Annotated in this window: 20 protein-coding genes; 8 read left to right on the top strand and 12 right to left on the bottom strand. The window is 40.7% G+C overall.

Annotated features, from left to right (window positions below):
* Nucleotides 1–35: 35 nt before the first annotated feature.
* Both KFF44_RS03050 and KFF44_RS03045 read right to left on the bottom strand, forming a co-directional pair.
* Nucleotides 36–1,916, bottom strand: a complete 1,881-nt coding sequence (locus tag KFF44_RS03050; RefSeq protein WP_255937103.1) for an HAD family hydrolase — start codon at nucleotides 1,914–1,916, stop codon at nucleotides 36–38.
* A 45-nt stretch (nucleotides 1,917–1,961) separates the two neighbouring features.
* Nucleotides 1,962–2,201, bottom strand: coding sequence for an acyl carrier protein (locus KFF44_RS03045; RefSeq protein ID WP_255937101.1), 240 nt, complete (start codon nucleotides 2,199–2,201; stop codon nucleotides 1,962–1,964).
* Nucleotides 2,202–2,314: 113 nt separating this feature from the next.
* Here KFF44_RS03045 and KFF44_RS03040 point away from each other — a divergent pair, with 113 nt between their 5' ends.
* The 3 genes from KFF44_RS03040 (at nucleotide 2,315) to KFF44_RS03030 (ending at nucleotide 7,081) form a co-directional block, all read left to right on the top strand.
* The gene (locus KFF44_RS03040) at nucleotides 2,315–3,751 is read left to right on the top strand and encodes a MaoC/PaaZ C-terminal domain-containing protein (protein WP_255937099.1); all 1,437 of its coding nucleotides are present in this window, start codon (nucleotides 2,315–2,317) and stop codon (nucleotides 3,749–3,751) included.
* 186 nt (nucleotides 3,752–3,937) lie between these two features.
* On the top strand, nucleotides 3,938–5,389 hold the full coding sequence (locus KFF44_RS03035; protein ID WP_255937097.1) for an oligosaccharide flippase family protein: 1,452 nt from the start codon (nucleotides 3,938–3,940) through the stop codon (nucleotides 5,387–5,389).
* A gap of 147 nt (nucleotides 5,390–5,536) precedes the next feature.
* The gene (locus KFF44_RS03030; protein WP_255937095.1) at nucleotides 5,537–7,081 is read left to right on the top strand and encodes an O-antigen ligase; all 1,545 of its coding nucleotides are present in this window, start codon (nucleotides 5,537–5,539) and stop codon (nucleotides 7,079–7,081) included.
* A 2-nt stretch (nucleotides 7,082–7,083) separates the two neighbouring features.
* On the opposite strand, the gene KFF44_RS03025 is transcribed toward KFF44_RS03030, so the two are convergent.
* On the bottom strand, nucleotides 7,084–7,755 hold the full coding sequence (locus tag KFF44_RS03025) for a polysaccharide deacetylase family protein (protein ID WP_255937093.1): 672 nt from the start codon (nucleotides 7,753–7,755) through the stop codon (nucleotides 7,084–7,086).
* A gap of 256 nt (nucleotides 7,756–8,011) precedes the next feature.
* On the opposite strand from KFF44_RS03025, the gene KFF44_RS03020 reads away from it, so the two are divergent.
* Nucleotides 8,012–9,436, top strand: a complete 1,425-nt coding sequence (locus KFF44_RS03020) for a hypothetical protein (protein WP_255937091.1) — start codon at nucleotides 8,012–8,014, stop codon at nucleotides 9,434–9,436.
* A gap of 46 nt (nucleotides 9,437–9,482) precedes the next feature.
* A complete protein-coding gene (locus KFF44_RS03015) occupies nucleotides 9,483–10,277 on the top strand; it encodes a formyl transferase (protein ID WP_255937089.1) in 795 nt (264 codons plus the stop codon).
* Nucleotides 10,278–10,327: 50 nt separating this feature from the next.
* On the opposite strand, the gene KFF44_RS03010 is transcribed toward KFF44_RS03015, so the two are convergent.
* Nucleotides 10,328–11,347: a glycosyltransferase gene (locus KFF44_RS03010; protein ID WP_255937087.1), complete on the bottom strand. Its 1,020-nt coding sequence runs from the start codon at nucleotides 11,345–11,347 to the stop codon at nucleotides 10,328–10,330.
* A 22-nt stretch (nucleotides 11,348–11,369) separates the two neighbouring features.
* A complete protein-coding gene (locus KFF44_RS03005) occupies nucleotides 11,370–12,821 on the bottom strand; it encodes an undecaprenyl-phosphate glucose phosphotransferase (RefSeq protein WP_255937085.1) in 1,452 nt (483 codons plus the stop codon).
* 282 nt (nucleotides 12,822–13,103) lie between these two features.
* Between KFF44_RS03005 and KFF44_RS03000 the strand changes: the two genes are divergently transcribed.
* On the top strand, nucleotides 13,104–14,024 hold the full coding sequence (locus KFF44_RS03000; protein ID WP_255937083.1) for a glycosyltransferase family 2 protein: 921 nt from the start codon (nucleotides 13,104–13,106) through the stop codon (nucleotides 14,022–14,024).
* Between the two features lie 62 nt (nucleotides 14,025–14,086).
* On the top strand, nucleotides 14,087–14,341 hold the full coding sequence (locus KFF44_RS02995) for an XrtV sorting system accessory protein (protein WP_255937081.1): 255 nt from the start codon (nucleotides 14,087–14,089) through the stop codon (nucleotides 14,339–14,341).
* Nucleotides 14,342–14,357: 16 nt separating this feature from the next.
* On the opposite strand, the gene KFF44_RS02990 is transcribed toward KFF44_RS02995, so the two are convergent.
* Genes KFF44_RS02990 through KFF44_RS02965 form a run of 6 tightly spaced genes read right to left on the bottom strand, consistent with a single transcriptional unit; the run spans nucleotide 14,358 to nucleotide 20,396 of the window.
* On the bottom strand, nucleotides 14,358–14,852 hold the full coding sequence (locus tag KFF44_RS02990; RefSeq protein WP_255937079.1) for a glycosyltransferase: 495 nt from the start codon (nucleotides 14,850–14,852) through the stop codon (nucleotides 14,358–14,360).
* On the bottom strand, nucleotides 14,849–15,346 hold the full coding sequence (locus tag KFF44_RS02985) for a UDP-N-acetylglucosamine transferase subunit ALG14 (protein ID WP_255937077.1): 498 nt from the start codon (nucleotides 15,344–15,346) through the stop codon (nucleotides 14,849–14,851). Before KFF44_RS02985 ends, KFF44_RS02990 begins: the two co-directional genes overlap by 4 nt.
* A 24-nt stretch (nucleotides 15,347–15,370) precedes the next feature.
* Entirely contained in the window at nucleotides 15,371–16,726 is a 1,356-nt protein-coding gene (locus KFF44_RS02980) for a nucleotide sugar dehydrogenase (RefSeq protein WP_255937075.1), read from the bottom strand.
* A 54-nt stretch (nucleotides 16,727–16,780) separates the two neighbouring features.
* Entirely contained in the window at nucleotides 16,781–17,518 is a 738-nt protein-coding gene (locus KFF44_RS02975; protein ID WP_255937073.1) for a polysaccharide deacetylase family protein, read from the bottom strand.
* 52 nt (nucleotides 17,519–17,570) lie between these two features.
* Nucleotides 17,571–18,743 (bottom strand): nucleotide sugar dehydrogenase, encoded by a 1,173-nt coding sequence (locus KFF44_RS02970; protein ID WP_255937071.1) that lies wholly within the window; start codon nucleotides 18,741–18,743, stop codon nucleotides 17,571–17,573.
* A gap of 57 nt (nucleotides 18,744–18,800) precedes the next feature.
* Nucleotides 18,801–20,396: an AAA family ATPase gene (locus tag KFF44_RS02965; protein ID WP_255937063.1), complete on the bottom strand. Its 1,596-nt coding sequence runs from the start codon at nucleotides 20,394–20,396 to the stop codon at nucleotides 18,801–18,803.
* A gap of 545 nt (nucleotides 20,397–20,941) precedes the next feature.
* On the opposite strand from KFF44_RS02965, the gene KFF44_RS02960 reads away from it, so the two are divergent.
* Complete coding sequence (locus KFF44_RS02960; protein WP_255937062.1) at nucleotides 20,942–21,451, top strand: PEPxxWA-CTERM sorting domain-containing protein; 510 nt, start codon at nucleotides 20,942–20,944, stop codon at nucleotides 21,449–21,451.
* 213 nt (nucleotides 21,452–21,664) lie between these two features.
* Here KFF44_RS02960 and KFF44_RS02955 read toward each other — a convergent pair whose 3' ends face one another.
* Complete coding sequence (locus tag KFF44_RS02955) at nucleotides 21,665–22,750, bottom strand: acyltransferase (RefSeq protein WP_255937061.1); 1,086 nt, start codon at nucleotides 22,748–22,750, stop codon at nucleotides 21,665–21,667.
* Nucleotides 22,751–22,773 lie beyond the last annotated feature (23 nt).

Genomic DNA, 22,773 nt, shown 5'->3' with positions numbered 1-22,773 from the left:
TCCCTTACTTTTATTTTTTATTTATACTGGCATTCTCATAGAGAAATATAGGACTCGACGGCTTGATAGTCGGTAATTTTTAACGCCCAACTACTTGTATCAGCTTTGTTAACATTATCAGGCGCAGCTTCAAACCCCAACTGGCCGTACAAATCTGCAACCAAACTATTTTTAGCGGTTTTACTATAAAGTCCAATAATATTATCTATGTCATTAGAGCGTGCCTGTTCGACAACATAGTTCATGATACAATGTTCGAGTCTTCGACCGAACACGCGACAACTCATAAGCCAGCTATCAATAACCCAGGTATTATCGGTGTGTTCAATGATGACAACCGATACAATTCCATTATCTCCAAACTTATCAGCTAACTTCACCTGATAAGTAAAATAACGACTATCTTTTTCGAAGCTTTCTATATCAGCTTCATCATAGCGTTTGGTCGTCATATTGAATTGATTGGTTTTATTGACCAGCTGCGTCACTCTTTTACGGTTTTGCTCGTTAAATGGTGCTATGTTTGCCTTCATATCCAACGAAATCAAATAATCAGAAATATTGCCGATTTTTTCCCTTTCATTTGAACGTAAAACATTTGTACGGTACTGCTCAGCACGTTTCATATCATCTGCTGATACCGCAATTGTTTCAAACCAACCCGATGATGCAAGTGCATTACAATAGTATGTTGCATCATCACCAGGCTCGATAACCGCAACTTCCGGCAAGGATTGCCGAACCCTTACACGTTCGGCTGGATTATCATCCAGGAAAACAAGGGCATCGAGGCCAATATTCAACGTCTTTGCTATGTACTGAAGGTTACTGGCTTTATCATTCCAGTTAGCAACAAAAATCGCGAAGTCATCCTCTTTTAGCAACATTTCATCGTGCTGCTTGAAAGGTAGGAGGGCGTTTTCTTCTTCATTCTTTGAACACACAGCCAGAATAATACCGCGTTCTTTTAATTGTCGGGCATATCTCTGCACTGCACTAAACGCTTCAGCACTAGCGCTTCCACTGCCGACAAGTATATTCTCTACACCGTCATCACCAATGACACCGCCCCATAAAGTATTATCCAGATCTAAGACCAGACATTTTCGGCTTTTGCCTTTAATTGCACCAATAATTCGCGCTATAGAGTCTGTATAAATAGGGACAAATTCCATATCGAAAGGCAGTTTAGCCATATGCCACTGTACAAGGTTAAACCATCTGGCACTCCCGACTGTTGCCGCCAGTGTATTCAAATCAAATAGATATACTCCAGCCTGATCAGCGAGCTTGGCCACCTCAGTATTCATATAATTAGTTGCTTGAAGTATGCTGCCTGGCGCTTGAGCATCATAATTTCCCATTAAAGGTAAACTATTAGCCATAAAGTTTTGCACAATAACGGCAGCACCTGTTCGTGTTTTAATTGCTTCAACTAAAGCTATCAACTTCGAAGAAGCTTCAGAAAGTTCATCTGTTCTTGCGCTTAATGATGCTTGTTGCAAATTAAAGAAATCAAGAGTTAAAGACAGAAAAACAATATCTGGCTTTTCTTTGTATAGCTGACTTGCGTCATCATAAACTTCTTGCCAAACCTGACCATATAGGCCTGCATAAACTTGACTTACGACACCATGCCTGAGACATGTTGCCTGTAATGCTGACGTTATATAATTCGATGTCGTATCACTCAAGAAAGCAATTTTTACAACATCGCCTTCTATCTTGTTATCCCCAAGTTTCTCCTCTAGCGAGGACGAAATATTCCTTAAATCATTAAGGCCAAACCAATACCCTAGCGAACTTTGCAAACCACCAACATCAACTTTTTCTTGGTCAAAAGAACGCTTGAGACTCTCTTTTACGCTCTCGTCAGCTCTCGGCAGCCAAGGTAACATTTCGATTTGATAAGCCAATGACTTTCCTTATGAACTTAGCAAAATAATTATAAATAAGTAGATTTAAAGCTTATCAGATAAAGAATTAATAAAGCTACCAATACAGGAAAATTTCTCAACTTCGTCGACTGAGAATTTAATCGAAAACTCTTGCTCGGTAGTCACAATCAACATGACGTGATTTAAACTATCCCATTTTGCCACATCTTCTGGCTTGGTTTCTTCAGAAAAAGTATACCCATCCGCTCCCATAATATTTTGGAATATTCCTTGAAACTTCTTTGTGATTTCATCTCTGTTCATTTTCTGCCTTTCTAGACACTTTTTTATTGCAATTTTTATAGTCATTTAACGAAAGAAAGTTAAGATAATATTTCGAAGATATAACGTGTTATTCAATAAGGCTGGTAATATTTATGGTATTTTATGAAACTTCTTTCACGATTGATGAAAACAATCATGAACACTTTATGAATATATCAGGTGATACAAATCCAATTCATTCCGATAATCAGTTTGCTAAAAGTGCTGGATTTGAAAAACGTCTAATCCATGGCATCAATAGTGTATTAAATATTCTTGAATTAATCTCTGGACAAAACATTATAGACTTTTCCTCGGTCGCAACATGCACTGCCGCTTTTCACAAACCAGTTTTCGAAGGCGATATTTTAAAAATCTTCGTCGAAAAAAACAAAGATAATAGCATAGATATAAGCGCCCGCGTTGGTATCACAACATGTTTCGATATTACGTTAGATTACGGCGATCACAAACTTGCGGTTTGTGACGGGCTAATATTCACCAGCACTGAAAGGCGAAAAAAGCCGATTTTACAAATCCAATCTCAACCAAAAGAATACGAAAAAATACATATCAATATTGTTCCGTCTGACATAACCAAAGCATATCCTTCACTGTCTTCACAAATAGGCATGGATCGGGTCATGTCGATGGCATCAATATCAACTATTGTAGGCATGTACTGGCCTGGTGAATTTTCTTTCTGCTCAAAAATGGCTTTTTCTTTCAACGATAGTCCGACAAAAGATATTAATTATAAAATCGACTTTAATGATGAACGCTTACGATTGACAATATTGAATGTAACGGGATCAGGAGTAACGGCAAAGGTACATGCGTTTTTTCGCCCCACACCGATAGTTGAAACTGCATATACAGAAATTTTAGAAAAAGTAGAAACAGAGCAGTTTGCCAACCAAAAAGCTTTAATTATTGGAGGTTCTAAAGGGCTAGGTGCAACAACAGCAAAGATTATAGCTGCAGGAGGGGGAACGCCAACAATAACCTATGCTTCATCAAAAAAATCCGCTCATGCCGTTATGAACGACATCATTGAAAACACTGGAAACTGCGACATGCTTCCACTCAATGTTTTAAATCAAGATGACGTAAACTCTATTGATGTTTCACAGTATAATGTTGTTTATTTCTTTGCCACCCCACAAATATTTACGCGAAAAACTAAAATATTTGACCCTAAACTATACCAAAATTTTGCATCTCATTACTGCGATGGATTACTAAAAGTAATCGAACGTTTCATAGAAGCCCGCAAAAAAGTCATTATTTTCAACCCATCAACTACAGATATTGAAGAGAAAACCCCAGGCATCGAAGAGTATTACCTTGCGAAACAGCTTGGTGAGGAAATGCTTGCCCTTATTGCAAGCCACCATACTGACAACGTAAAAATCATCAGTAAAAGGTTACCTAAGGTTAAAACCAATCAAACAACTTCGATATTATCCACTGCTACCACGACTACGGAAGCAGTGATACAGCCATACATCCTTGAGATAACAGCGCATATAACAGACAATTTTTCGTAAATAGGATGAAAAACTACTTCATTTTATTCATAGAGAGTTACAGGGTTTCTATTGAAAATAACCTAATCGAACCTCTGTAGTATAATGGTGTGACAAAATCGAATACTTACAGAGTTAATATATTAGCGAATTATAAATGAATATTGCCTCTAATATAGTCAGTGCTTTTACGAAAGATGATAAATTTTGACAAAATCACCCACTTTAAAATTTGCAAAAAGCGGTGCACTGCTCTCTTTTGGTATCGGCTTGACATCTGCACTTACGTTTCTCAAAAACGTCCTGATAGCGAGACTTGTAACGGTTGAAGATTTTGGTGTCGTAGCAATTTTCGCTATAATCATGACCGCTGTTGAAGCATCAAGTTACATCGGACTTGATAGATTTATCATACAATCACCAGATGGTGACAAGCCGGAGGTGCTTGCAACCTCACATACATTACAGGTAACACGCGGCTTATTAGGTAGCCTTGTGATTTTCTGCGCCGCACCATACATAGCTGATTTCTTCAACAAACCCGACATAGCGCCTTCATTACAAATTCTAGCTTCAGTGCCTTTTATCAGAAGCCTATCGCACTTGGATATGGCGCGCTTTCAGCGCGAAATGCAATACCTACCATCCGTTATCGTAGATGTTGGGTCACAAGTGATTTCAATCATCACTGTTATCATAGCAAGCAATTTCTATGATGATTACAGAATTGCTATATTCTCCATGACTATTCAAATTCTATCTTATACGGCTATCTCACATATTGTTGCGAAAAAGCCTTATCGTTGGCAATTCAATAAACCCGTAATGATGCGTTTATTACAATACGGCTGGCCGCTATGGATTAACGGCATTATGATGTTATCCGTTGTTGAAGGCGATAGAACAATTATAGGGGCAAGTTTCTCGATTAAGGACCTAAGCTTATATACTGCCTCCATTTCTCTGACTTTAATTCCTACACTTTTAATAACCCAAATTACACAAAGATTATATTTACCAATCCTTGCCAAAAAACAGGATCATAGGGACGATTTTGTGAAAGATGCAGCCGTCGCAACTGAGTTCAGTATTTTATCTGGAGTTTTTGTTGGGATATTCGCAGCGATTGCATGCCCGGCACTGATTGGAGTATTGTACGGCGACGAATATAATGATGCACGAAACATAATTGTTATTATCGCACTTGTTTGTAGTGCTCGCCTTTTTAAAGGCGGTGCAACCAGTATTGCCCTGGCTCTTGGCTATACAAAAAGTATTGTCATTTCTAATATGGTCAAAGCATTGTCGATCATTTTGGCTATTGTACTGATTTGGGCAGATTATGGCATATACGCTGTTCTTCTTGGGTCAGTTATCTGTGAAATACTGGCTACGATTACAGCTTTCATACTCATAAAGCTCAAACTTGATATCAAAATCCCGAACTTAATACCAAGTACGATAATAGCGTCGTTAATAGTGTTATCACTCGTTTACCTTAATGAAATTTACCTTCAAACATTGAACCAATGGCTCCAAATTATCATTGGCTTCGTGATACCAACAATCACATGCATAATTCTGACCTGCGCCTTACCAGCTCTGAGGCGTGTGATACATAATGTTTATAAAAACAGTTCGCTATATCGAAAAACATGACGAAGCATAGCCATTTAATAATTTCTCATAACTTCATGAGTTGTTATATTTAAACAAAAATTCAATGCTGGTTTTATTGCATTGTTAAGAAATTCTGTATTAAAAAACTTATTCACATGAAATGATCAAATACGGTTGTATCAACCCATGGCCAAACCATTTTACAATTATTCCTCTATTACCAAGAGGTCGCGCTACTACCTGACACTGATAGCAATCATCATATTAGGTATTGGGCTGTCTGTAATTTATGGTATGACGCTGCCGATAACCGGTTTTCTGGGCTTTCAATATGCTTTGGTGCCTGCAATCCTGATCAGCTTAATGGGTGTTTGGCTAATGCCGGAAAAAGACACCTGCTATGAGTTTTTCATGCAGCCGCTGATGTTATTATACATTATTTGTATCTGTGTCTGGCCACCTTACGTATCGATCATACCATTACCTGGAGCAATATGGGCACCACCTGGGCGAATCATTCTCTTTCTTATGACATTCATTGCTCTGGTAAACATTTCCGTATCGCGGCAGGCAAAAAGCCATATCGCTACCTTTTACGAACAGTATCCGATCACATTATTCTCAATTATTGGCCTTGTAACCATTCAGTTTTGTAGTGTTTTTTTCTCATCCAGTTCTGGTTACAGTATGAGTTTCTTTCTGAAATATTCCATGGCAACTGCTATGGCATTTATCATAACAATCAGTGTTCTGAATTCTGAAAAAATACTAAAATCCTTACCCTACATAGCCCTCGTTATTTTATTGTACTTATCTGGTATGGCGTTTATCGAACAAGCACAAGAAACGAACTTGTGGGTGAAGTACCTACCATCATGGGCAATCGTTGACGATGGTAGCGGAGCCATGTCACGAATTATAAACCCGATTTACCGAAACGGGTCATATCGAGTTCGAGGAACTTCCATCACCTCACTCGAATTTGGCGAATTATTCGCTTATTTAAGCCCTTTTGCATATTATTTCCTCTTTGAGCGGAAAAGTATCATAGGCAAACTAATTGCCATTTCATGCTTGGTTATCGCATTTACTGCTGCTCTAACTACTGGCGCTAGACTGGCGCACGTTGGTTTTCTGTTTGCAGGTGCTACCTATGTCTTTCTTTGGGGCTTAAGAGGGTGGGTTCAAGATGCGAGAAACATACTCGGACCCGCCATCGCAATCCTCTACACCACAATGGCTAGCCTTGTGTTCGTCGCATTATTTGCAAGTACACGCTTGAATAATCTGGCGTTTGGTGGCGCGGGAACCGAAGCCAGCACTCAAGGTCGTATTATTCAGTGGCAAACTGGCTTTCCGAAGCTTCTGGAAAACCCCGTGTTTGGACATGGAATGGGCCAAGGTGCAAGCGCATTGAACTCGATCACCATTGATAGCTATATTTTATCTATTTTGCTGGAAACAGGAGTCATAGCACTCGTATGTTTCTTACTTTTCTTTGGTATTACGATCGCTACCGCAGTAAAAATGTATCTATATCACTCAAAAAACAGCCCCTTAAACGCAATGACAGCATCAATTGCATCTACTATGGCAGCGTTTTTATTGATTAAAACTATCTTATCTCAAATCGCCAATCATAGTTTAATCTATATGTTAGCGGCGATAGTCTTTATAATCGCGATCAAATTCAAGCAACAACAAGCATCAGAAGTTCAGCCGAACGGATAAGGTTAGAATATATATTCCGGTGCCTTGTTCATAGTGGTTACGGTTTGAAGGCCGCTATCATTGATTAACCGAACAATTGCTTCAAATTCTTCTGGTCTACAGCCAAACTGAGCCGGTGTTTCAGATACATCGTGCGTGTAAAAAATTAACCATGCATTTTGATCTATTGCCGTTTTGATAATTTTTTCAAAGGCTGCAAGGTCAAACCCATTTGAATATAAACTATATGATTTCAGTGAATGCATACACAGTTTACCTGCATTCAATCCAGGAAATACAGTGCGCGCGTTCTTGTAGTAATTAGAAACTGTGCGCCGTGAGCTCATATCAATTTTACCGAACGGATAAGCAAAACTACTAATTTCGGAGCCTGTTAAATCTTCTATAAAATGTTTGTTTTTTTGTAAATCTGCCGACAAGAGCTCATTAGGACTTCGTTGGCAATCAATATGGCCATACGTATGGCATCCAATCTCATGGCCGCCTCTATGGAGTGCCTTTATATCCTCTTCAGTTACAATAAGAGTGTCATCATGCATATGCCCTAACAACCCGCCACACCCATAAAAAGTACCAGCATACCCATATTTCTCTAATATACTGGCTCCGCGAGTTGCCGCACTTTTTGGAAAATCATCAAACGTGAAACTGACAAGCGGCTTTTTATTTTTCATTGATATTGTCTCAAGCGGGATAAATTTTGCCAGCTTTCGAGATATTTTCTCTCTTAACATATTTTTTCTCGGTCTTAAGAACCAACATTGGATTGATAAGTTTATTCTCTGTTTTATTTTATTAATTAAGGAGAATATTTTTAGATAAGCTTAATACTATATATGTTTAAAATAAAGATAGCTAAATAACTCTATAATGCCTGAATAATAAGTTTCATATCTTATTGATTTAAAAAATTTTTGTGAGGTGCAAATCATGCTAGAGCCATTTGGATTGACAATGCATATAAAAAATGGACGCCCCGATGTTTCCATTTCAAGTCACCTGAAACACTATAAAATCCAAAATCAACAAGGCGAAAGTTTAGGCGACCTTTATGGATTAATTTTACATACCTATCACGGAAAAGGTCTGAAAATTCAAGAGCATATTATTACGATAACCCAACCTATCAAAGATATGTTCGAGTTTGAAAAAAATATCCTAAGTCATTTGCATGGTAATTTCGTAATTCACACACATACAGGTCTGCCAGAAAGACTCTATCCTGATTGTGGAGGGTCCATTCCTATTGTCTATTGTTCTGATAGCCAAAGATTGGGTTCATCAGCATCCATGTTTCTAAGCGAAGATGAATACCAAAAAAGATTTGCACGAGAACGACACAATGCCATCATTGAAAATGAAGTTTCAGGTTCCTGGATCAGTGGCGACCTTACTGCGCATCATGGCATTCTTCGTATTTTACCAAATTTCTACCTTGATCTAAATTCATGGCAAACGCATAGATTCTGGCCAATCGCTGATGGTTTTTCATTGGATTTAAATCTTGATGTCGCAGTCAACGACATCGCCGACTCGCTTCGCTCATTCACAAAAAGTGTCACAACAGAATATAATACAGGCATAACTGCAACAGCTGGCTTCGACAGCCGATTATTAATCGCCGCATGTAAAGGTCTGGAAGAACAGTGCGAGCTTTTTACTTTCGGCACTGAAAGCCAAGGAATTGACCAATATCTGCCCGCTCTTATTTCAAAGCAGTTAGGTCTTTCGCATAGATTAGTGCCTGTGATCGAATCTACAAAAGCTCAAAAGGTTGAGTGGGACAGGCTAGTCTCAGATGTAGTTCGCGAAGGAACTCGCGACTTTTATCCCACCTTAAAACAATTGAATTATGACATTATACTAACCGGTATGTACGGTGAAACCGGCAGGTGCCGACTTTACAGGCAAGATTTTGAAACAATCAATGAAAAGCCGGCTACTGCTGAATTTGTCCTATCGCGATTAACGCTTCCCCTGCACCCAGATGTGGTAGAAAGCGTCGAAAAATGGCTCGACCCAATAATTTCACTACCACGCTCAGCTATCCTAGACCTTGCATTTAATGAGCTCCGGTTTGGAAGTTGGGCTATGGCGCAGGCTCCTGTGCAAAAATCGCAAAAAATAGCATTTATGCCTTTCGCGCAAAGAAATATTCAAGACGCGTTCATGCGTGTTCAACCAACAGAACAAACAACCGACCGACTATTTACTATGATAGGCAAAAAGCTCTGGCCAGAAGCAATGACTTATCCGATCAACAAATATGGCGATTATCGAGATTATTTAAGCCCATTATTAAAACGCTTAAATAAAGATAGCTTCATCCGATTTTGGCGCGATCGATTTGCATAAGCTTATTTGATTTCATACCCAGTTTTATATAATACAGAGAAATATTGTGTCCTCAGAAAGCTCTAAAAAACCGAGACTAGTGGTCCTAACCACCGATAGCTATGAACAACGGTATGTTGCCAATCATCTCAGTGCACGCTTTGACATACAGGCTATTTTGATAGACAAAAAGATATATAATCGTAAGAAAAAATCATACTTTCGGCATGGCTTACTGAATTTTTTAGGTAAAGCCAGCCGAATCATCTTCTTTAAATTAATTGATAATGATCGAAAACGCTCTGAAGCTCTGGTTGATATCCTCGGTGAAAAGTCTTTATCCTTCGAAAACCCCAGCCTCATCCAGCCGGTTGAAGGATTAAACACTTCCGAGACTGCCAGCATAATCAAACAGCACAATCCAGATGCAATTTTAGTATATGGAACGCGAATCGTCCAAGATAAGATACTGCATCTAGCAACAGATCTCGCATTTAACATGCATACAGGCATTAGTCCCCATTACAGAGGTACGGCTTGTGCGTTCTGGCCAATTGTGAATAACGATTTAGAGATGCTAGGTGCAACTGTCCATGAATGCACATCTGCGGTAGATGGCGGTAAAATATTTGAAACTGAAACAGCAAGACTTGAGAAAGGCGACAATATTTATGCCGCTTTTGCCCGCGCTGTGATTGCAGGTACAGAAGCGTATGTAAATGTTATTGAAAACTATATGAACGATCAACTTAACGGCTATACTCAAGATCTATCGATTGGAAAAGAGTATCGAGGATATGAACTGACAATTGTGCCTGAAATCAAAGCCAGATTGAACCTAAGAAAATTCAATAAATCATAGAAGCACAAGTAAGTAGAATCGTTGAGCTTAGAAAAAGATGTCTTCTATAACTACTGAAAAGTTAACGCCCTAAAAACCGCTTTGGCATTTTTCCATCGACGCTGCAAAAGTCGTTTTACCAGCATAACCATCGAAATGCCATATACCGAGACGAATGCCTCGGGGAAAAATCGCCATGTAAAGGCAAGCTTACTCGACACAAGATAATACTCACTCACACTACCCCGCTGCCCCGGTATCGAACTGGTACCTATCGCTCCACCTTCCTTATGAAAAATTTCAGCTTTGTCAGCTAATCCATGTCGAAACCTGTCGCGGTTACGCGTGGACCAATCGATTTCCTCATAATACAGGAAATAACTCTCTTCCATCAAACCAACTGAATTCAAAAAACCACGCGTTGTGCAAAGCGACGCTCCAACAATAAAATCTGTTTTTTGCTCTACGTCTTTACGATCAAATGTATGTGGATACTGATAATGTGACGCTATGCCCCTGCTGTTACCGCTCCACTTATTGTAAGTAGCACCGCCGAGTGCCTGAAGCGTGGAAGGAGCGTGGTAGAACCTGATAATTGTACCACATAACCCAAGCTCTGGTTCTTCCCGCATACGAACAGTCAACTGTTCAATAGCATCATTTGGTATTGTGGTATCTGCATTCAATAGCCAGAAATATTCCACATCCAGCTTATCAAGCCCGTATCTAAGGCCCACGTTATTACCACCCGCAAAACCAAGGTTAGCACCAGTTTCAATGACAACAAGTGATGCATTTTCATCACCATTTTCCTGACCATTTGCCTCGATGTGTAAATAGCTATCAGGTTTTTGGCTTACATATCCGTCATATTTCTGGGGGCCATTGAACTCAAGGTCGAGCTTTCCGTCCACCCATTCTAAAAGTTTCTCAACAGATCCATCATGGGATGCGTTATCGCAAACAATAACCTTGTAGCCAGAACTCTTTGACGAATAAATACTCTCTATACACTCGATCAGGTCTTCCCAGGAGTTATAGTTTACAATCACGATCGCAAGCGCACTGGCATCAAATAAGGCATCATTCATAACGGAAAATCATCCCAGGCACTTAATAGGCTTCGTCCTGGCCAAAGAAAACCAGACCAGTTCTAAGTAAAATATAAATATCAAAACCAACTGACCAGTTATCAATATAATAGAGGTCATGGTGCAGGCGCGCTTCGAGTTTTTCGATTGTATCGGTTTCACCGCGCCAACCGTTCACTTGCGCCCACCCTGTAATTCCAGGTTTCACACGGTGACGGGACGCATACCGATGAACTGCATTTTCAAATTTCACACCCGCAGCCTCGGTTGAAGGTGCATGGGGCCTCGGCCCGACAAGCGACATATCACCGGATAATACATTAAACAGCTGCGGGAGTTCATCAAGGCTTGTTCTGCGTAGAAACCCGCCAACTTTGGTAATTCGGCTATCACCCTTCGTTGCTTGTTGGATTTTATCATTTTGCCCCATATTGTGATACATGGACCGAAACTTCCAAACCTTGAAAGTGCTGTTGTTAAAGCCTTCCCTATCTTGCCTGAAAAATACCGGACCAGGGCTATCAAGCTTAATAGCAAGTGCGATCAGCGCCAGAATGGGTGAAATGGCAATTACAATAAGGCCGGTTAAAATAAAATCTTCTGCTTTTTTCAGGAGCGATCTGGTGCCTTTGATCGGGCGATCGAATAAATTCACGACAGGAAGACCACCAAGCGAGGAAATCGTTCGATCACCAAAATTAAAGATCGCGAGGTCAGGCGCAAGCCGGATCTTAATCGGCGTTTCCGCAATATCATCAATCACTTCGCGCAGGCGTTCAGCGGCAGACCATGGAAGTGAAATCAGAACTTGGTCAACCTTATTTTGCCTGATCAATTGGATAAGATCTTGTCGTCCACCGACAACCGGAATTCCATCAATAGCCTCAGGTACGCGGTCAGCGCGGTCGTCAATGAATGCGATCACATTCATCGTTAGCCATTCACTATTTTTAATAAACCTACACAGTCTCTCACCTTGTTCGCCGGCGCCCACAATCACCACCCGCGAATCAAAAATACCACGCTTGCGCATCCGGAGCGCGATCATCCAAACGAGGAAACGCCCCAAAACCAAAAGCCCTGTCGCCCCGGCGAGCCATCCTGTCGTCCAAATACGGGAAAATGTGCCTGTTAATTTAAAAGCAAAACCCGCAACCAAAAGAATAGAGATTGTAAGGAAAAACCCGGTAAACATCCCCCGAATTGAATTACCGAGGTTAAAGAATGTATCTGTGTCGTACCCACCGCACAAAAATATCGACATGCTGGAAAGAATCACACCCAAGCCAATGATATTGATGTAGGTGCTTCTCAAATCTTCTGAAATTTTATGGTCGAGAAGATAAAAAGCCAAAATCCCTGCAAGCAATACCGCAAGGACATCACTGATATGCAGAAACAACTCAACAAGCGTAGGATTGACAGGCTTGCTATCTCTGCCTTCGAGGGGTGCGATAGTTTTAGCGTCTTTCATCAGAATGAGTTATCCCTGTTCTCATGCCCAGCAAATGGGGTCTTCGATCAAATATTGTATTCTAGCGTATCAAATGAATGTTTATTTCACCATATTCCCAGCAGAGTGCAGAGAATTCATTAAAATATTATATATAAGGTTCATTTTCTTCCATCAATTTGGATTATTATGAAAAACTAATACAGAAATTTGGTGATAATGTAATTTGTTAAACATATTGTTAGAATTCTGGCTTAGATCATATCTTTAAACATATTTAGCAATTATATTTTTGTGGGTACTATGGAAAAAACTTATCCAAACGTCAGCGTTATCATACCTCATTTAAATCAGCATCGCTGGATTGGGATATGCCTGAAATCGATTGCTGAACAGTCTTTTCCCGTGGACAATATCGAGGTCCTATTAGTTGACAACGGCAGTACCCATATGCCTGAAGACGAAGTAAAGCCCTTCCCTTTCACAAAGTTATTATTACAAGAAGAACCGGGCCCGGGGCCAGCAAGAAACCTGGGCGTAAGCGAAGCAAAAGGGGATTATCTCTTTTTCATTGATGCGGATTGCCGCGCCCACAAAGATTGGATAAAAAATGGTATTGCAGCGCTGAACAGTGAAGGTAGCGCGCCTTTAATTGGTGGTGACGTAAAAATTGACTGTAAAGATTTCAACGCGCTCACACCGCTAGAGGCCTACGAAAGCATCTTTGCCTACAGGCAAAAAGAATATATTAAAAAAATGGGCTTCTCTGGTAGCGGGAACCTAGCCACCAGGCCCGACGCTTTCCATAAAGTGGGACCATTTCCCGGCCTCAATGTCGCAGAGGACCGCGCCTGGGGTGGGGTCGCAATTCAAAAAGGCCTGAGCTTTGATTATGTAGCGGAAATGTTGATTTATCATCCCGCACGTGAAAGCACGGACGAGATTTATCAGAAATGGGATCGGCACACACGCCATGATTATGAAGATATGAAATTAAACTCTCTTGCTGGGATTAAATGGTTTATTCGCACGATCATGGTTTTATTTTCGATTCCGGTACACTCGATGAAAATCATCACATCTGACCGAATTCAAGGGTTTTCGCATAAAATGGGTGCGATAACCATGCTAAGCAAAATACGCTGGTTCCGCGTTAAAGCCATGCTAGCCTTATTATTTAGCAAGGCTTACCGCGAAAAAGGTGTACAGTGGAACCGACCATAAAGACTTGATCAAAGATCAACACGGTTTATATTGCCCTAAAAAGGGGCTGAATGGGGAATTAAATGAGCACTATCTACGATTTTGTATCTGTCGCAATCTTTGTCGCCCTTGTGGGGATGTTCTTGCAGTTTTCCCGCAAAGAAGACCAGGATATTGCCGCCTATATTTGGCCAATGCTGGGCTGCGCTATCGGAAACTTTCTGGGTAACGAATTAAGCGGAATAGCTGCGTGGGCCGTGTTCGTTGCAACAGGTGCCTATATATTCTTCCGAATTTTAAAGAATGAAGGCGTTCCTGATAAGCTAGATGATGAATAAAATGGCGAATTCACACCTAGTAATCGATAAAATTACGGATATTATCCAGTAGTTCTTTCTGTGCAAACCTTGACCCTGAATTTAGGTCCGGCATCCTTGAGAAAGCCAGCGCCTCAGACATAACGCCTGCAAATTCTGTCTCATCCCAAGCAACAAACACACCTTTTTTGTCAGCAAACTTCTTCGCTGTTGCATACTGATGATCGTTGCGTGTTTCTTTCAAATGACCTCGCCTTGGCATTATCACAATCGGCTTTCCTAGAGTAAGCGCATTAATGATTGAACCCATGCCCGCATGCGCTATCAAAATAGTCGCTTCATTTGATAACCGTTGGTATTCGTCAGGGTCAACCAAGCTTTGCGCTTCACAGGATACAGGTTGATAATCACTGCTTTCTAAATTGCCGATTTGGGCAATCAATTGATATTCTGAATTGGCCTGATGCCACAAATCAGCGGCCTTCACCATTCTTGAAAAGGGCAGTTCACTCCCTACAGAGAGAAAAATCATAAGACCGCCCCCCAAAATTGCGGCGTTTTCTCTTTGCCATCTTGGCCGGCAAGTTCTGGCCACTGTGTCAGGCAGACATCGGCGTGGTTACATATTTTCTGCCCAGACAGAGACAATTCTTCTGCGTTCGCAATACTGTCTACCCATAGGGTTTTCGCCCCCAAAAGTTTCCCAACACGAATAGCGAAAAAACCGGGCGCTGCCCCCGTTGATATTATGACATTTGGACGCTCTTTTATAAGGACCAATAAGATATCAAATAACTGTCTGACAAGACTGAATTTTTGCCAACGTGTAGCAACAATTGTCTTATAAAATCGGGGCGCACTCAGGCCTTTTTCCTTCGCATATGCTAAAGTTTCATCGCGATAGGCCAACTCTGTGGTCATGTAGGCAACATCACAATTGTCCCAAGCAGGGCGCAGGCGCATTAACTGCACCCAGTGCCCTCCGCTGGAAGCGATCGCGAGTAATTTTTTTCGTTCCTTGCCCATGATACACTCCGGCCTATGAGGGTTTTATGCCCAAACAATTTTCTCACGGCCATCCACCACGTCCTTAGTGGCATTACGTGTATCAACAACCAGTTCACAAGTTTTGAAAAGCTGTGCGTAATCAATGATATCGTGGTCAGTACAGATCAGGGCTGCATCAAAAGAACCATTTTTATATTCATCCTCGGAAACAGACTTAAGACCAGTTAACTCAGGATATTCACGTGTCTTTGGGATACTTGCGACATAGGGATCATAAAATTCTACATCAGCGCCAATTTCGCGCAATTTCCGCAAAATCAACAAGGCCGGACTTTCGCGCGTGTCATCAACATTTTTCTTATAGGCCAAGCCTATCAATAATATTTTTGAGCGCTTGATACCTTTGCATAACTTGTCATCCAAAGCTTCTCTTAGTCGCGCGATCACATAATCAGGCATAGTATTATTAATTTCACCCGCCAATTCGATAAAGCGGGTTGCTACGCCATACTCTCGCGCCTTCCATGTTAGATAAAACGGATCAATCGGGATGCAATGACCACCAAGGCCTGGGCCCGGGTAAAACGGCATAAAACCAAATGGTTTGGTTTTGGCGGCGTCAATAACTTCCCAAATATTGATGCCCATTTTCTCGTATGTAACCTTCAACTCGTTCACGAGCGAAATGTTAACAGCACGGAAAATATTCTCTGTCAATTTTACGGCTTCCGCAGTTGAAAGCGAACTAACAGGGACAACCTGATCAACCACAAGCTCATAAAGCATACATCCCAAACCTAATGCTTCCGGGTTTTCGCCCCCTACCACTTTTGGTGTCGTGGATGTCGTAAAGTCTTTATTGCCCGGGTCTTCGCGCTCAGGTGAATAGATCAGGAATACATCTTCACCCGCCGTTAAATCAGTTGAATCAACAAGTGGCCTGATAATTTCATCTGTTGTTCCAGGGTATGTTGTAGACTCCAGGGAAACGATATGCCCTTTTTTAAGGTAAGGAAGCGCCATTTGCATGGTTCGTTCTACATAAGACAGGTCGGGTTCTCTGTATTTATTGAGCGGTGTTGGTACGCACATAATGATCGCGTCAACATCTTTAGCAAACGACGGGTCGCTCGTAGCAGAGAAAAATCCAGACTTAACAATTTCATCAACAGCGTCTGAAGAAACTGTTTTAAGATAAGTCTCTCCCGCATTGATTTTGTCAATTTTACTTTGGTCAATATCAAACCCAACAACGTTGACATTGTTGCGGCAGAGAGCAACAGCAAGAGGAAGGCCCACATAGCCAAGCCCCATAATGCCAATGACAATGGTCTTATCCGAAATTTTTTGTGCCAGTTCATTAGCAAGCGATGAATCAAATTCAGTTTTGTATTTCATTGAAAATTCCCAAATGTATTTATTGGTCATTATTACATAGGTAAGTCTTGATGATTAGTTTACAGATGAAAAATTAATCGCGTTCAACTGAGAAAATGATAATATTTTTAGATCATCCTTTTCCGCTAGTTCGATTATTCCCTGTATTAAGCCCAAAACATAGTCAGAATGGTTCTCGTCTGGGTATGTATCATTATCATGAAGCAAAATAACTCCACCATTATTTACCTTAATTTCCGCTAAAATATCTGCGTACGGACGCGGGTTTTCTAACGAGTCTTTTGGATCAATGGTCCACCAGCAAAACTGATATCCTCTTAAAAGCCCAAAAAGCCAAGAAGCAAGGCTAATTTTTCCATAGGTGGGTCTGAATAAAGTTTTGTTACCGCCTAGTTTAGTGACCTCTTGTTCACCCCTGTAAATATCTTTGATGTGCGTATGCGGTAAGCTTTTCCAGGCATTAAAATGTGCATAAGAATGATGCCCTATATCATGCCCCCTCTTTTTGATAGTATCGACAACATCTGGAAAATTGACAGCATTTGAACCAAGAAAGAAAAAACTCCCTTTGATGGAATTTTTATCAAGAAGCTGCATGATATTCTTTGATAGTTCATGATGCGGACCATCATCAAAAGTCAGAACAACAGCACCGGCGTCACTACATAATTTCCGTAACTTTTTAACTTCATAAAGGCGCCAAATATACGGCGCAAGAAACCACAGAAATATAAAAAGGCATATTCCTGCAAAGATAAAAATTACGCTTATGACTTGATCATTTATGAACATCAATATGAAGTATCCTTGCGCCACCATGCGCATCTTTGTTAGACGGGACGAATTAGTCGGTTCCGTATAAATCCCGCGAATATACCTTATGTCGAATATCCTCCAAGTCCGAGGAAATTCGATTAGAGATAACTATATCTGACTGTAATTTAAATTCATTAAGGTCGGTGTAAATTTTATTATCCTCATAATCTGTTCCCGACAATTGCGGTTCGAAAATAATGACTTTTACATCCGCCTCTTTCAATCTTCTGATAATGCCCTGAATAGAGCTTGATCTGAAGTTATCTGACCCGGATTTCATGACCAATCGATATACCCCGACAGTTTTAGGCTGTTTTCTGAGGATTGCTTCAGCGATAAAATCTTTACGTGTCTGATTTGCTTCAACGATAGCCTTAATCATATTATTTGGGACATCTTGATAATTTGCCAGAAGTTGCTTGGTATCTTTCGGCAGACAATACCCCCCGTACCCGAAAGAGGGATTATTATAACCCTGGCCAATTCTGGGGTCTAAGCAAATTCCTTCAATGATTTGCTGCGTATCCAGTTCTCTGGCTTCAGCAAAACTGTCCAGTTCATTGAAAAAAGCGACCCGCATCGCGAGGTAGGTATTAGCGAACAATTTGACCGCCTCAGCCTCTGTTGAATCGACCAAAAGGACATCAATATTCTCTTTCAGTGCCCCACCTTGAAGTAAGTTGGCAACTTCCTGAGCACGTTCGCTTTTCTCGCCGATGATTATTCGCGAAGGATATAAATTGTCATAAAGGGCTTTACCTTCACGAAGAAATTCCGGTGAGAACACGATATTCGACATACCAAACTGAGCAGAAATTTTCTGTGTATAACCAACTGGTACAGTCGACTTGATAATGGTTACGGCATCAGGGCAATAGTTTTTTATATCAGCGAGGACGCTCTCGATACTGGATGTATCGAAATAATTGGTGACCGGGTCATAATTGGTCGGCGTTGCAATGAAGATATAATCGCAATTTTTGTAGGCAAATTCTTTATCTGTTGTCGCGACCAGGTCTAAGTCTTTATTTCGAAGAAAATCTTCAATTTCTTTATCGGCGATTGGGGACCGTTTGCTATTGATTTCGTCCACTTTCTCCTGAGAGATGTCGAGAGCTACAACTGTATTTTTCTGCGCAAGTAAAAGGGCATTCGCCAAGCCAACATAGCCAGTCCCGACAATAAGAATTTTTTTCTTCATAATAGCCTCAAATTAATAAAATCAACGTGAGGATAGAAGTAGAAAATGGAAGAAATATTACACTTCATTTTCATACCGCAATCGCAGGTAAAAACCTGTCAGCGGGTCAGTTAGACGGTAGAATAACTTATGATCGCGCTCAAACTTCGTGACAAAAGCAATCTCTTCCTTAGCCAAAAGGGAAAGCCTGCTACCTACAGACAGTTTAGAGACAACGGTTCCTGTTAATTTCTGATACTCATCAAGCACTTCGGCGACCGTAAAATCACCTTTATCATTTGTTTTTACACGTGCAATGCTAATCAAGAACGATTTTAAAACTGCATTATCCGCATCTTCAATTAATCGCCTGTGATACCGTGATAACAATGGTTTTGTGTCAAACAAGGCTTGTTCTTTAGCATAATCGACATCAACATTTGTCACATTCCAACGTTCGTGAGAAAGAGCACTTTGCCCCGCATGTAAACACAGCAACCTTGTAAAATAGGGTACTTGTCGTGACAGATTAGATAATCTGGCCCTGACACCGGCAGGGAATTCAACCCGTGTCGCTGCTTCGCCAATATCCAGCAGTTCATCGAACTCTGGGCTAGAGAGCAGACGCATCGGTAGTCCGACAATATTTCGTCTTATAGATTCGTGCGCCCCGAGCATTTCACCAAGAGTATCAGCAACGCCGACAATGATAATAGAAACGCGGACCGCCCGGTCAGAGAAGTTCTTCAAGGTTTCTGCAAGTGCGGTTGTAAGGTTTGGATCTTGCGCACGGTCATATTCATCAAGCACAAAAATCGCCCGTGTAGCCGTCATATTAGCAACCGCTTCCGTAAGCTCACGAGGGCCAAAATCACCCTCAGGCAAATGCCGCGCTAACGTTTCCTTTGAAAGTTCACGGGTATGGCCAGAAATAAAACGGCTATCATGGATAAGAGGAATTTCTGACAGAAAATTTCTGAAAATATCAGAATATTTAATATCGCTACTGCATGAAGCACGGCAAACGATATACCCAGCTTCGGCGGCTATGTTCGATAGTGTGTTGGTGAAACTGGTTTTACCCCATCCGCGTTTGCCGTATATGACAAGATGCATACGTTCATTTTCAATCGAAGAAATCGCACGCTCCAACTCCTCCGTCCGACCGGCAAAATGTTCTTTGTTTAAAACAGGAGCACTTGGCGCAAATATTTCGCGTAATTTCAACCGTGCTCGCTCATAGTCGGTGTCATTAACCGCATTTCTGTTTGGGCGATCTGATGCCAGTGTTCTAAATTGAATTGAATTAATTTTTCTGGCAGGCTTTTCGACTGGAGCTTCTGGTACTTGGTTTTGTATCTTATTTTGCGCATTCACAGCATCGACAATACTACCGCTTTTAAGCCCCAATGCTGGCGCAGCTGTATTCATAGGTTGAGCAGCCTTGGCAGTTTCGCTCTCTATCTTTTGAGATGGTAAAGGCTGGCTATGCCCACCCTGTTGATAAACTGGAGGTTTCGCAGGTTGATTAATCTGACTTTCTGCTGCGGCTATTTTTGTTTTATTTTTGATCGCCGCTATTGCTTCACGTTCGCTAACAGCTTTGCTAACGTCTTTTCCCGTATTGGAAGAACTACCAACTTCTTTTTTACGCTTGCCAAACAAAAAACCCACGAGCTCTGGTCTCCTCTACTGCGACCTTGTGCGTAATCATTCTTATTCTACTACGATTACGTCAAATTAAATAATTATGCCTGGTATTCTTATAAACTCGAATACTTGCTGTAAAAATTATTGTACCTTTTTCTCAGTACTAGAATCAAAAGAACACTTACTTAAATATATTCATAGTTATATAGCGATAAAAATTACGATTGCATTAATAGCAGCCAAATTATCAAATACAGTCTCCACTATACCCCTAAAGTTTATATTTCCAGCACATATACAAAGATGTGATTCGGCAACGACATTCGTGACTTTATCAGAAGTGTCCTATAAAGAGACAGTTTCGTTTTGATATGAAACACCTTTGCAACAGTTTCATTAAAATTTTATCTAAATTCGCCGAGAATATGGTTAACAGTTTGTTAATACAGCCTGAAGCTGCTAATAATACAGTTCCTAAGCGGGGAAGGACTCGATAGGTACAATTTTAATAAAAACCCTGATGCATATGCTTGATGTTGCAGGGATGCTCAAACTGAAAGGAGCGCATAATGAAACGGTTAGTTATGGCCATCACAGCTTGTTTCTTCGTTGCCCTCGGCGCACAAGCTAGTGAAACATTTAATTTGCCTGACGGCACAGTAGAAGAAGGTGTTCTCGTTCACGAAAGTACATTTGGTGTTAATGTTGGACCAAATGATCCAGGCTTTGAAGACGAGCAAACATTTGTTCTTGATACTGTTGGTGCACACGTAGCATGGTTGGTAAATGTTACAAATATCGCTGGTGTTCAGTTCAGCGTTTTCCACGGTGACACACTTTTAGGCACTGGCCTTACTGATGTGGGTCCAGGCAGTGTTGTACGTTTCAACACAATTGGTCTTGATCTAAGCACTGACTTCGTTCGTGTTGTATTTGGCGACTCTGCTACTCCTAGCGGTGGTACTTTCCGCGTAGCATTCATTCCTGAGCCAGCCACATGGTTGATGATGATCCTCGGCTTCGGTCTTGTAGGACTTCAGCTTCGCCGCCGCGAGCGCAATGCAGTAGATTTTGCTTAATCTACCAATTTAAATAAGTTTAAAAAAAGCTCTGGGAACACACAGTTCTCAGAGCTTTTTCTATTCTAAAACTAATACTGTAATATAGTTATTCTGACTTGCTCCAGATATTACTCGATTATAGTAACGATCGTTACTAACTTTAAAATACATAAGCAATTTGATCTGCACAATAGATTAACAATACTAGCCATCGCTATTACTGTATCATTTCTACTTGATAAAATATCGCCTTAGTCGCAACGCCGGTTTTTCCAATATGTGCCAACTGATTACCGAGAAAAATAAGGTAATAAAGAACGTGTAAAGCATCATTTCTAAAGGAGAAATATCCTGGATCATCATCGACAAAACTTGCTGAGTAGGGAAAGCAATAATGTATAATCCATAGGAATAATCACCTAACTTATTGTACTCTCTTACCAATCCCGCCGGGATATATACAAGATAAAATATTGCTAACGTAAGGCCCGGCGCAAAGGCAAACTTAAAGAAATCTGTATCAATAAACACCAATGAAAGTAACAAGAAAACTATTACTAATGGAAGATTCAGTGCAATTCTATCGCGGTATATATACGATAACGAGCCTGCCCAAAAATACAGTGATAACTCCAAAAACAGCCCAAGTTTATACCACAATGCATGATCAAAACTGATAAATTCGTGAAAGAGCCAGGCTAACCCATATGCAAACAACACCAAGAATAAAATAGATTTAGACCGAAAGGCACCGACAAACCCGATACATGCGATCATAATATAGCAAGCAATCTCATACGGCAGTGTCCACAATGACCCATTAATGGCACTTGGGTATATGTTATCTTCAAAGACACCAGTAATTCCAAACTGTAATGATACGAGCGAAATGTTTCGAATAATATAAGTATAAACACTGATATCACTAAAGTATGTATTGGCTGGCAACTCACTAACAATAGGACCGAGCACCAAAGCCGATAACAATACAATTGCGATAAGGGCCGGGAATATTCTAAAAACACGTGCAAGCGTATAATCGAGCATCCCCTTACATTGGCAAAAGCTTTTTGCGATCAAAAATCCACTGACTACAAAGAAAATATAGACGCTTAACCTTCCAAGCGAAAACCCGAGAATATCAGATAAAGGTTCGTGTGTTCCAGCTCCATGGCTAAGCGGATAACTATGCGATACAATAACGCCCGCTGCAGCTAAGAACCTTAGCAAGTTATAATTGTTGTCACGTGTATCGCTTACGTCCGCTAATCTGATACCGGCGCTGATATTAGCTTTGAAAGAAGTAATGCTAAGCATGCTATGTCTCTGTTGACAGTATA

This window comes from Kordiimonas sp. SCSIO 12610, assembly GCF_024398015.1.
Lineage (GTDB): Bacteria > Pseudomonadota > Alphaproteobacteria > Sphingomonadales > Kordiimonadaceae > CANLMI01.
Note: the sequence above shows the minus strand (reverse complement) of the source record. Positions and strands in the feature narration are given on the sequence as shown.

Coding starts and splice junctions, on each gene's coding strand:
- KFF44_RS02975 (WP_255937073.1), bottom strand. CDS start 17,518: ATGTTCATAAATGATCAAGTCATAAGCGTAATTTTTATCTTTGCAGGA.
- KFF44_RS03040 (WP_255937099.1), top strand. CDS start 2,315: ATGGTATTTTATGAAACTTCTTTCACGATTGATGAAAACAATCATGAA.
- KFF44_RS02990 (WP_255937079.1), bottom strand. CDS start 14,852: ATGATTTTTCTCTCTGTAGGGAGTGAACTGCCCTTTTCAAGAATGGTG.
- KFF44_RS03030 (WP_255937095.1), top strand. CDS start 5,537: ATGGCCAAACCATTTTACAATTATTCCTCTATTACCAAGAGGTCGCGC.
- KFF44_RS03000 (WP_255937083.1), top strand. CDS start 13,104: ATGGAAAAAACTTATCCAAACGTCAGCGTTATCATACCTCATTTAAAT.
- KFF44_RS03025 (WP_255937093.1), bottom strand. CDS start 7,755: ATGAAAAATAAAAAGCCGCTTGTCAGTTTCACGTTTGATGATTTTCCA.
- KFF44_RS02980 (WP_255937075.1), bottom strand. CDS start 16,726: ATGAAATACAAAACTGAATTTGATTCATCGCTTGCTAATGAACTGGCA.
- KFF44_RS02985 (WP_255937077.1), bottom strand. CDS start 15,346: ATGGGCAAGGAACGAAAAAAATTACTCGCGATCGCTTCCAGCGGAGGG.
- KFF44_RS03010 (WP_255937087.1), bottom strand. CDS start 11,347: ATGAATGATGCCTTATTTGATGCCAGTGCGCTTGCGATCGTGATTGTA.
- KFF44_RS03045 (WP_255937101.1), bottom strand. CDS start 2,201: ATGAACAGAGATGAAATCACAAAGAAGTTTCAAGGAATATTCCAAAAT.
- KFF44_RS02955 (WP_255937061.1), bottom strand. CDS start 22,750: ATGCTTAGCATTACTTCTTTCAAAGCTAATATCAGCGCCGGTATCAGA.
- KFF44_RS02995 (WP_255937081.1), top strand. CDS start 14,087: ATGAGCACTATCTACGATTTTGTATCTGTCGCAATCTTTGTCGCCCTT.
- KFF44_RS03020 (WP_255937091.1), top strand. CDS start 8,012: ATGCTAGAGCCATTTGGATTGACAATGCATATAAAAAATGGACGCCCC.
- KFF44_RS03005 (WP_255937085.1), bottom strand. CDS start 12,821: ATGAAAGACGCTAAAACTATCGCACCCCTCGAAGGCAGAGATAGCAAG.
- KFF44_RS02970 (WP_255937071.1), bottom strand. CDS start 18,743: ATGAAGAAAAAAATTCTTATTGTCGGGACTGGCTATGTTGGCTTGGCG.
- KFF44_RS02960 (WP_255937062.1), top strand. CDS start 20,942: ATGAAACGGTTAGTTATGGCCATCACAGCTTGTTTCTTCGTTGCCCTC.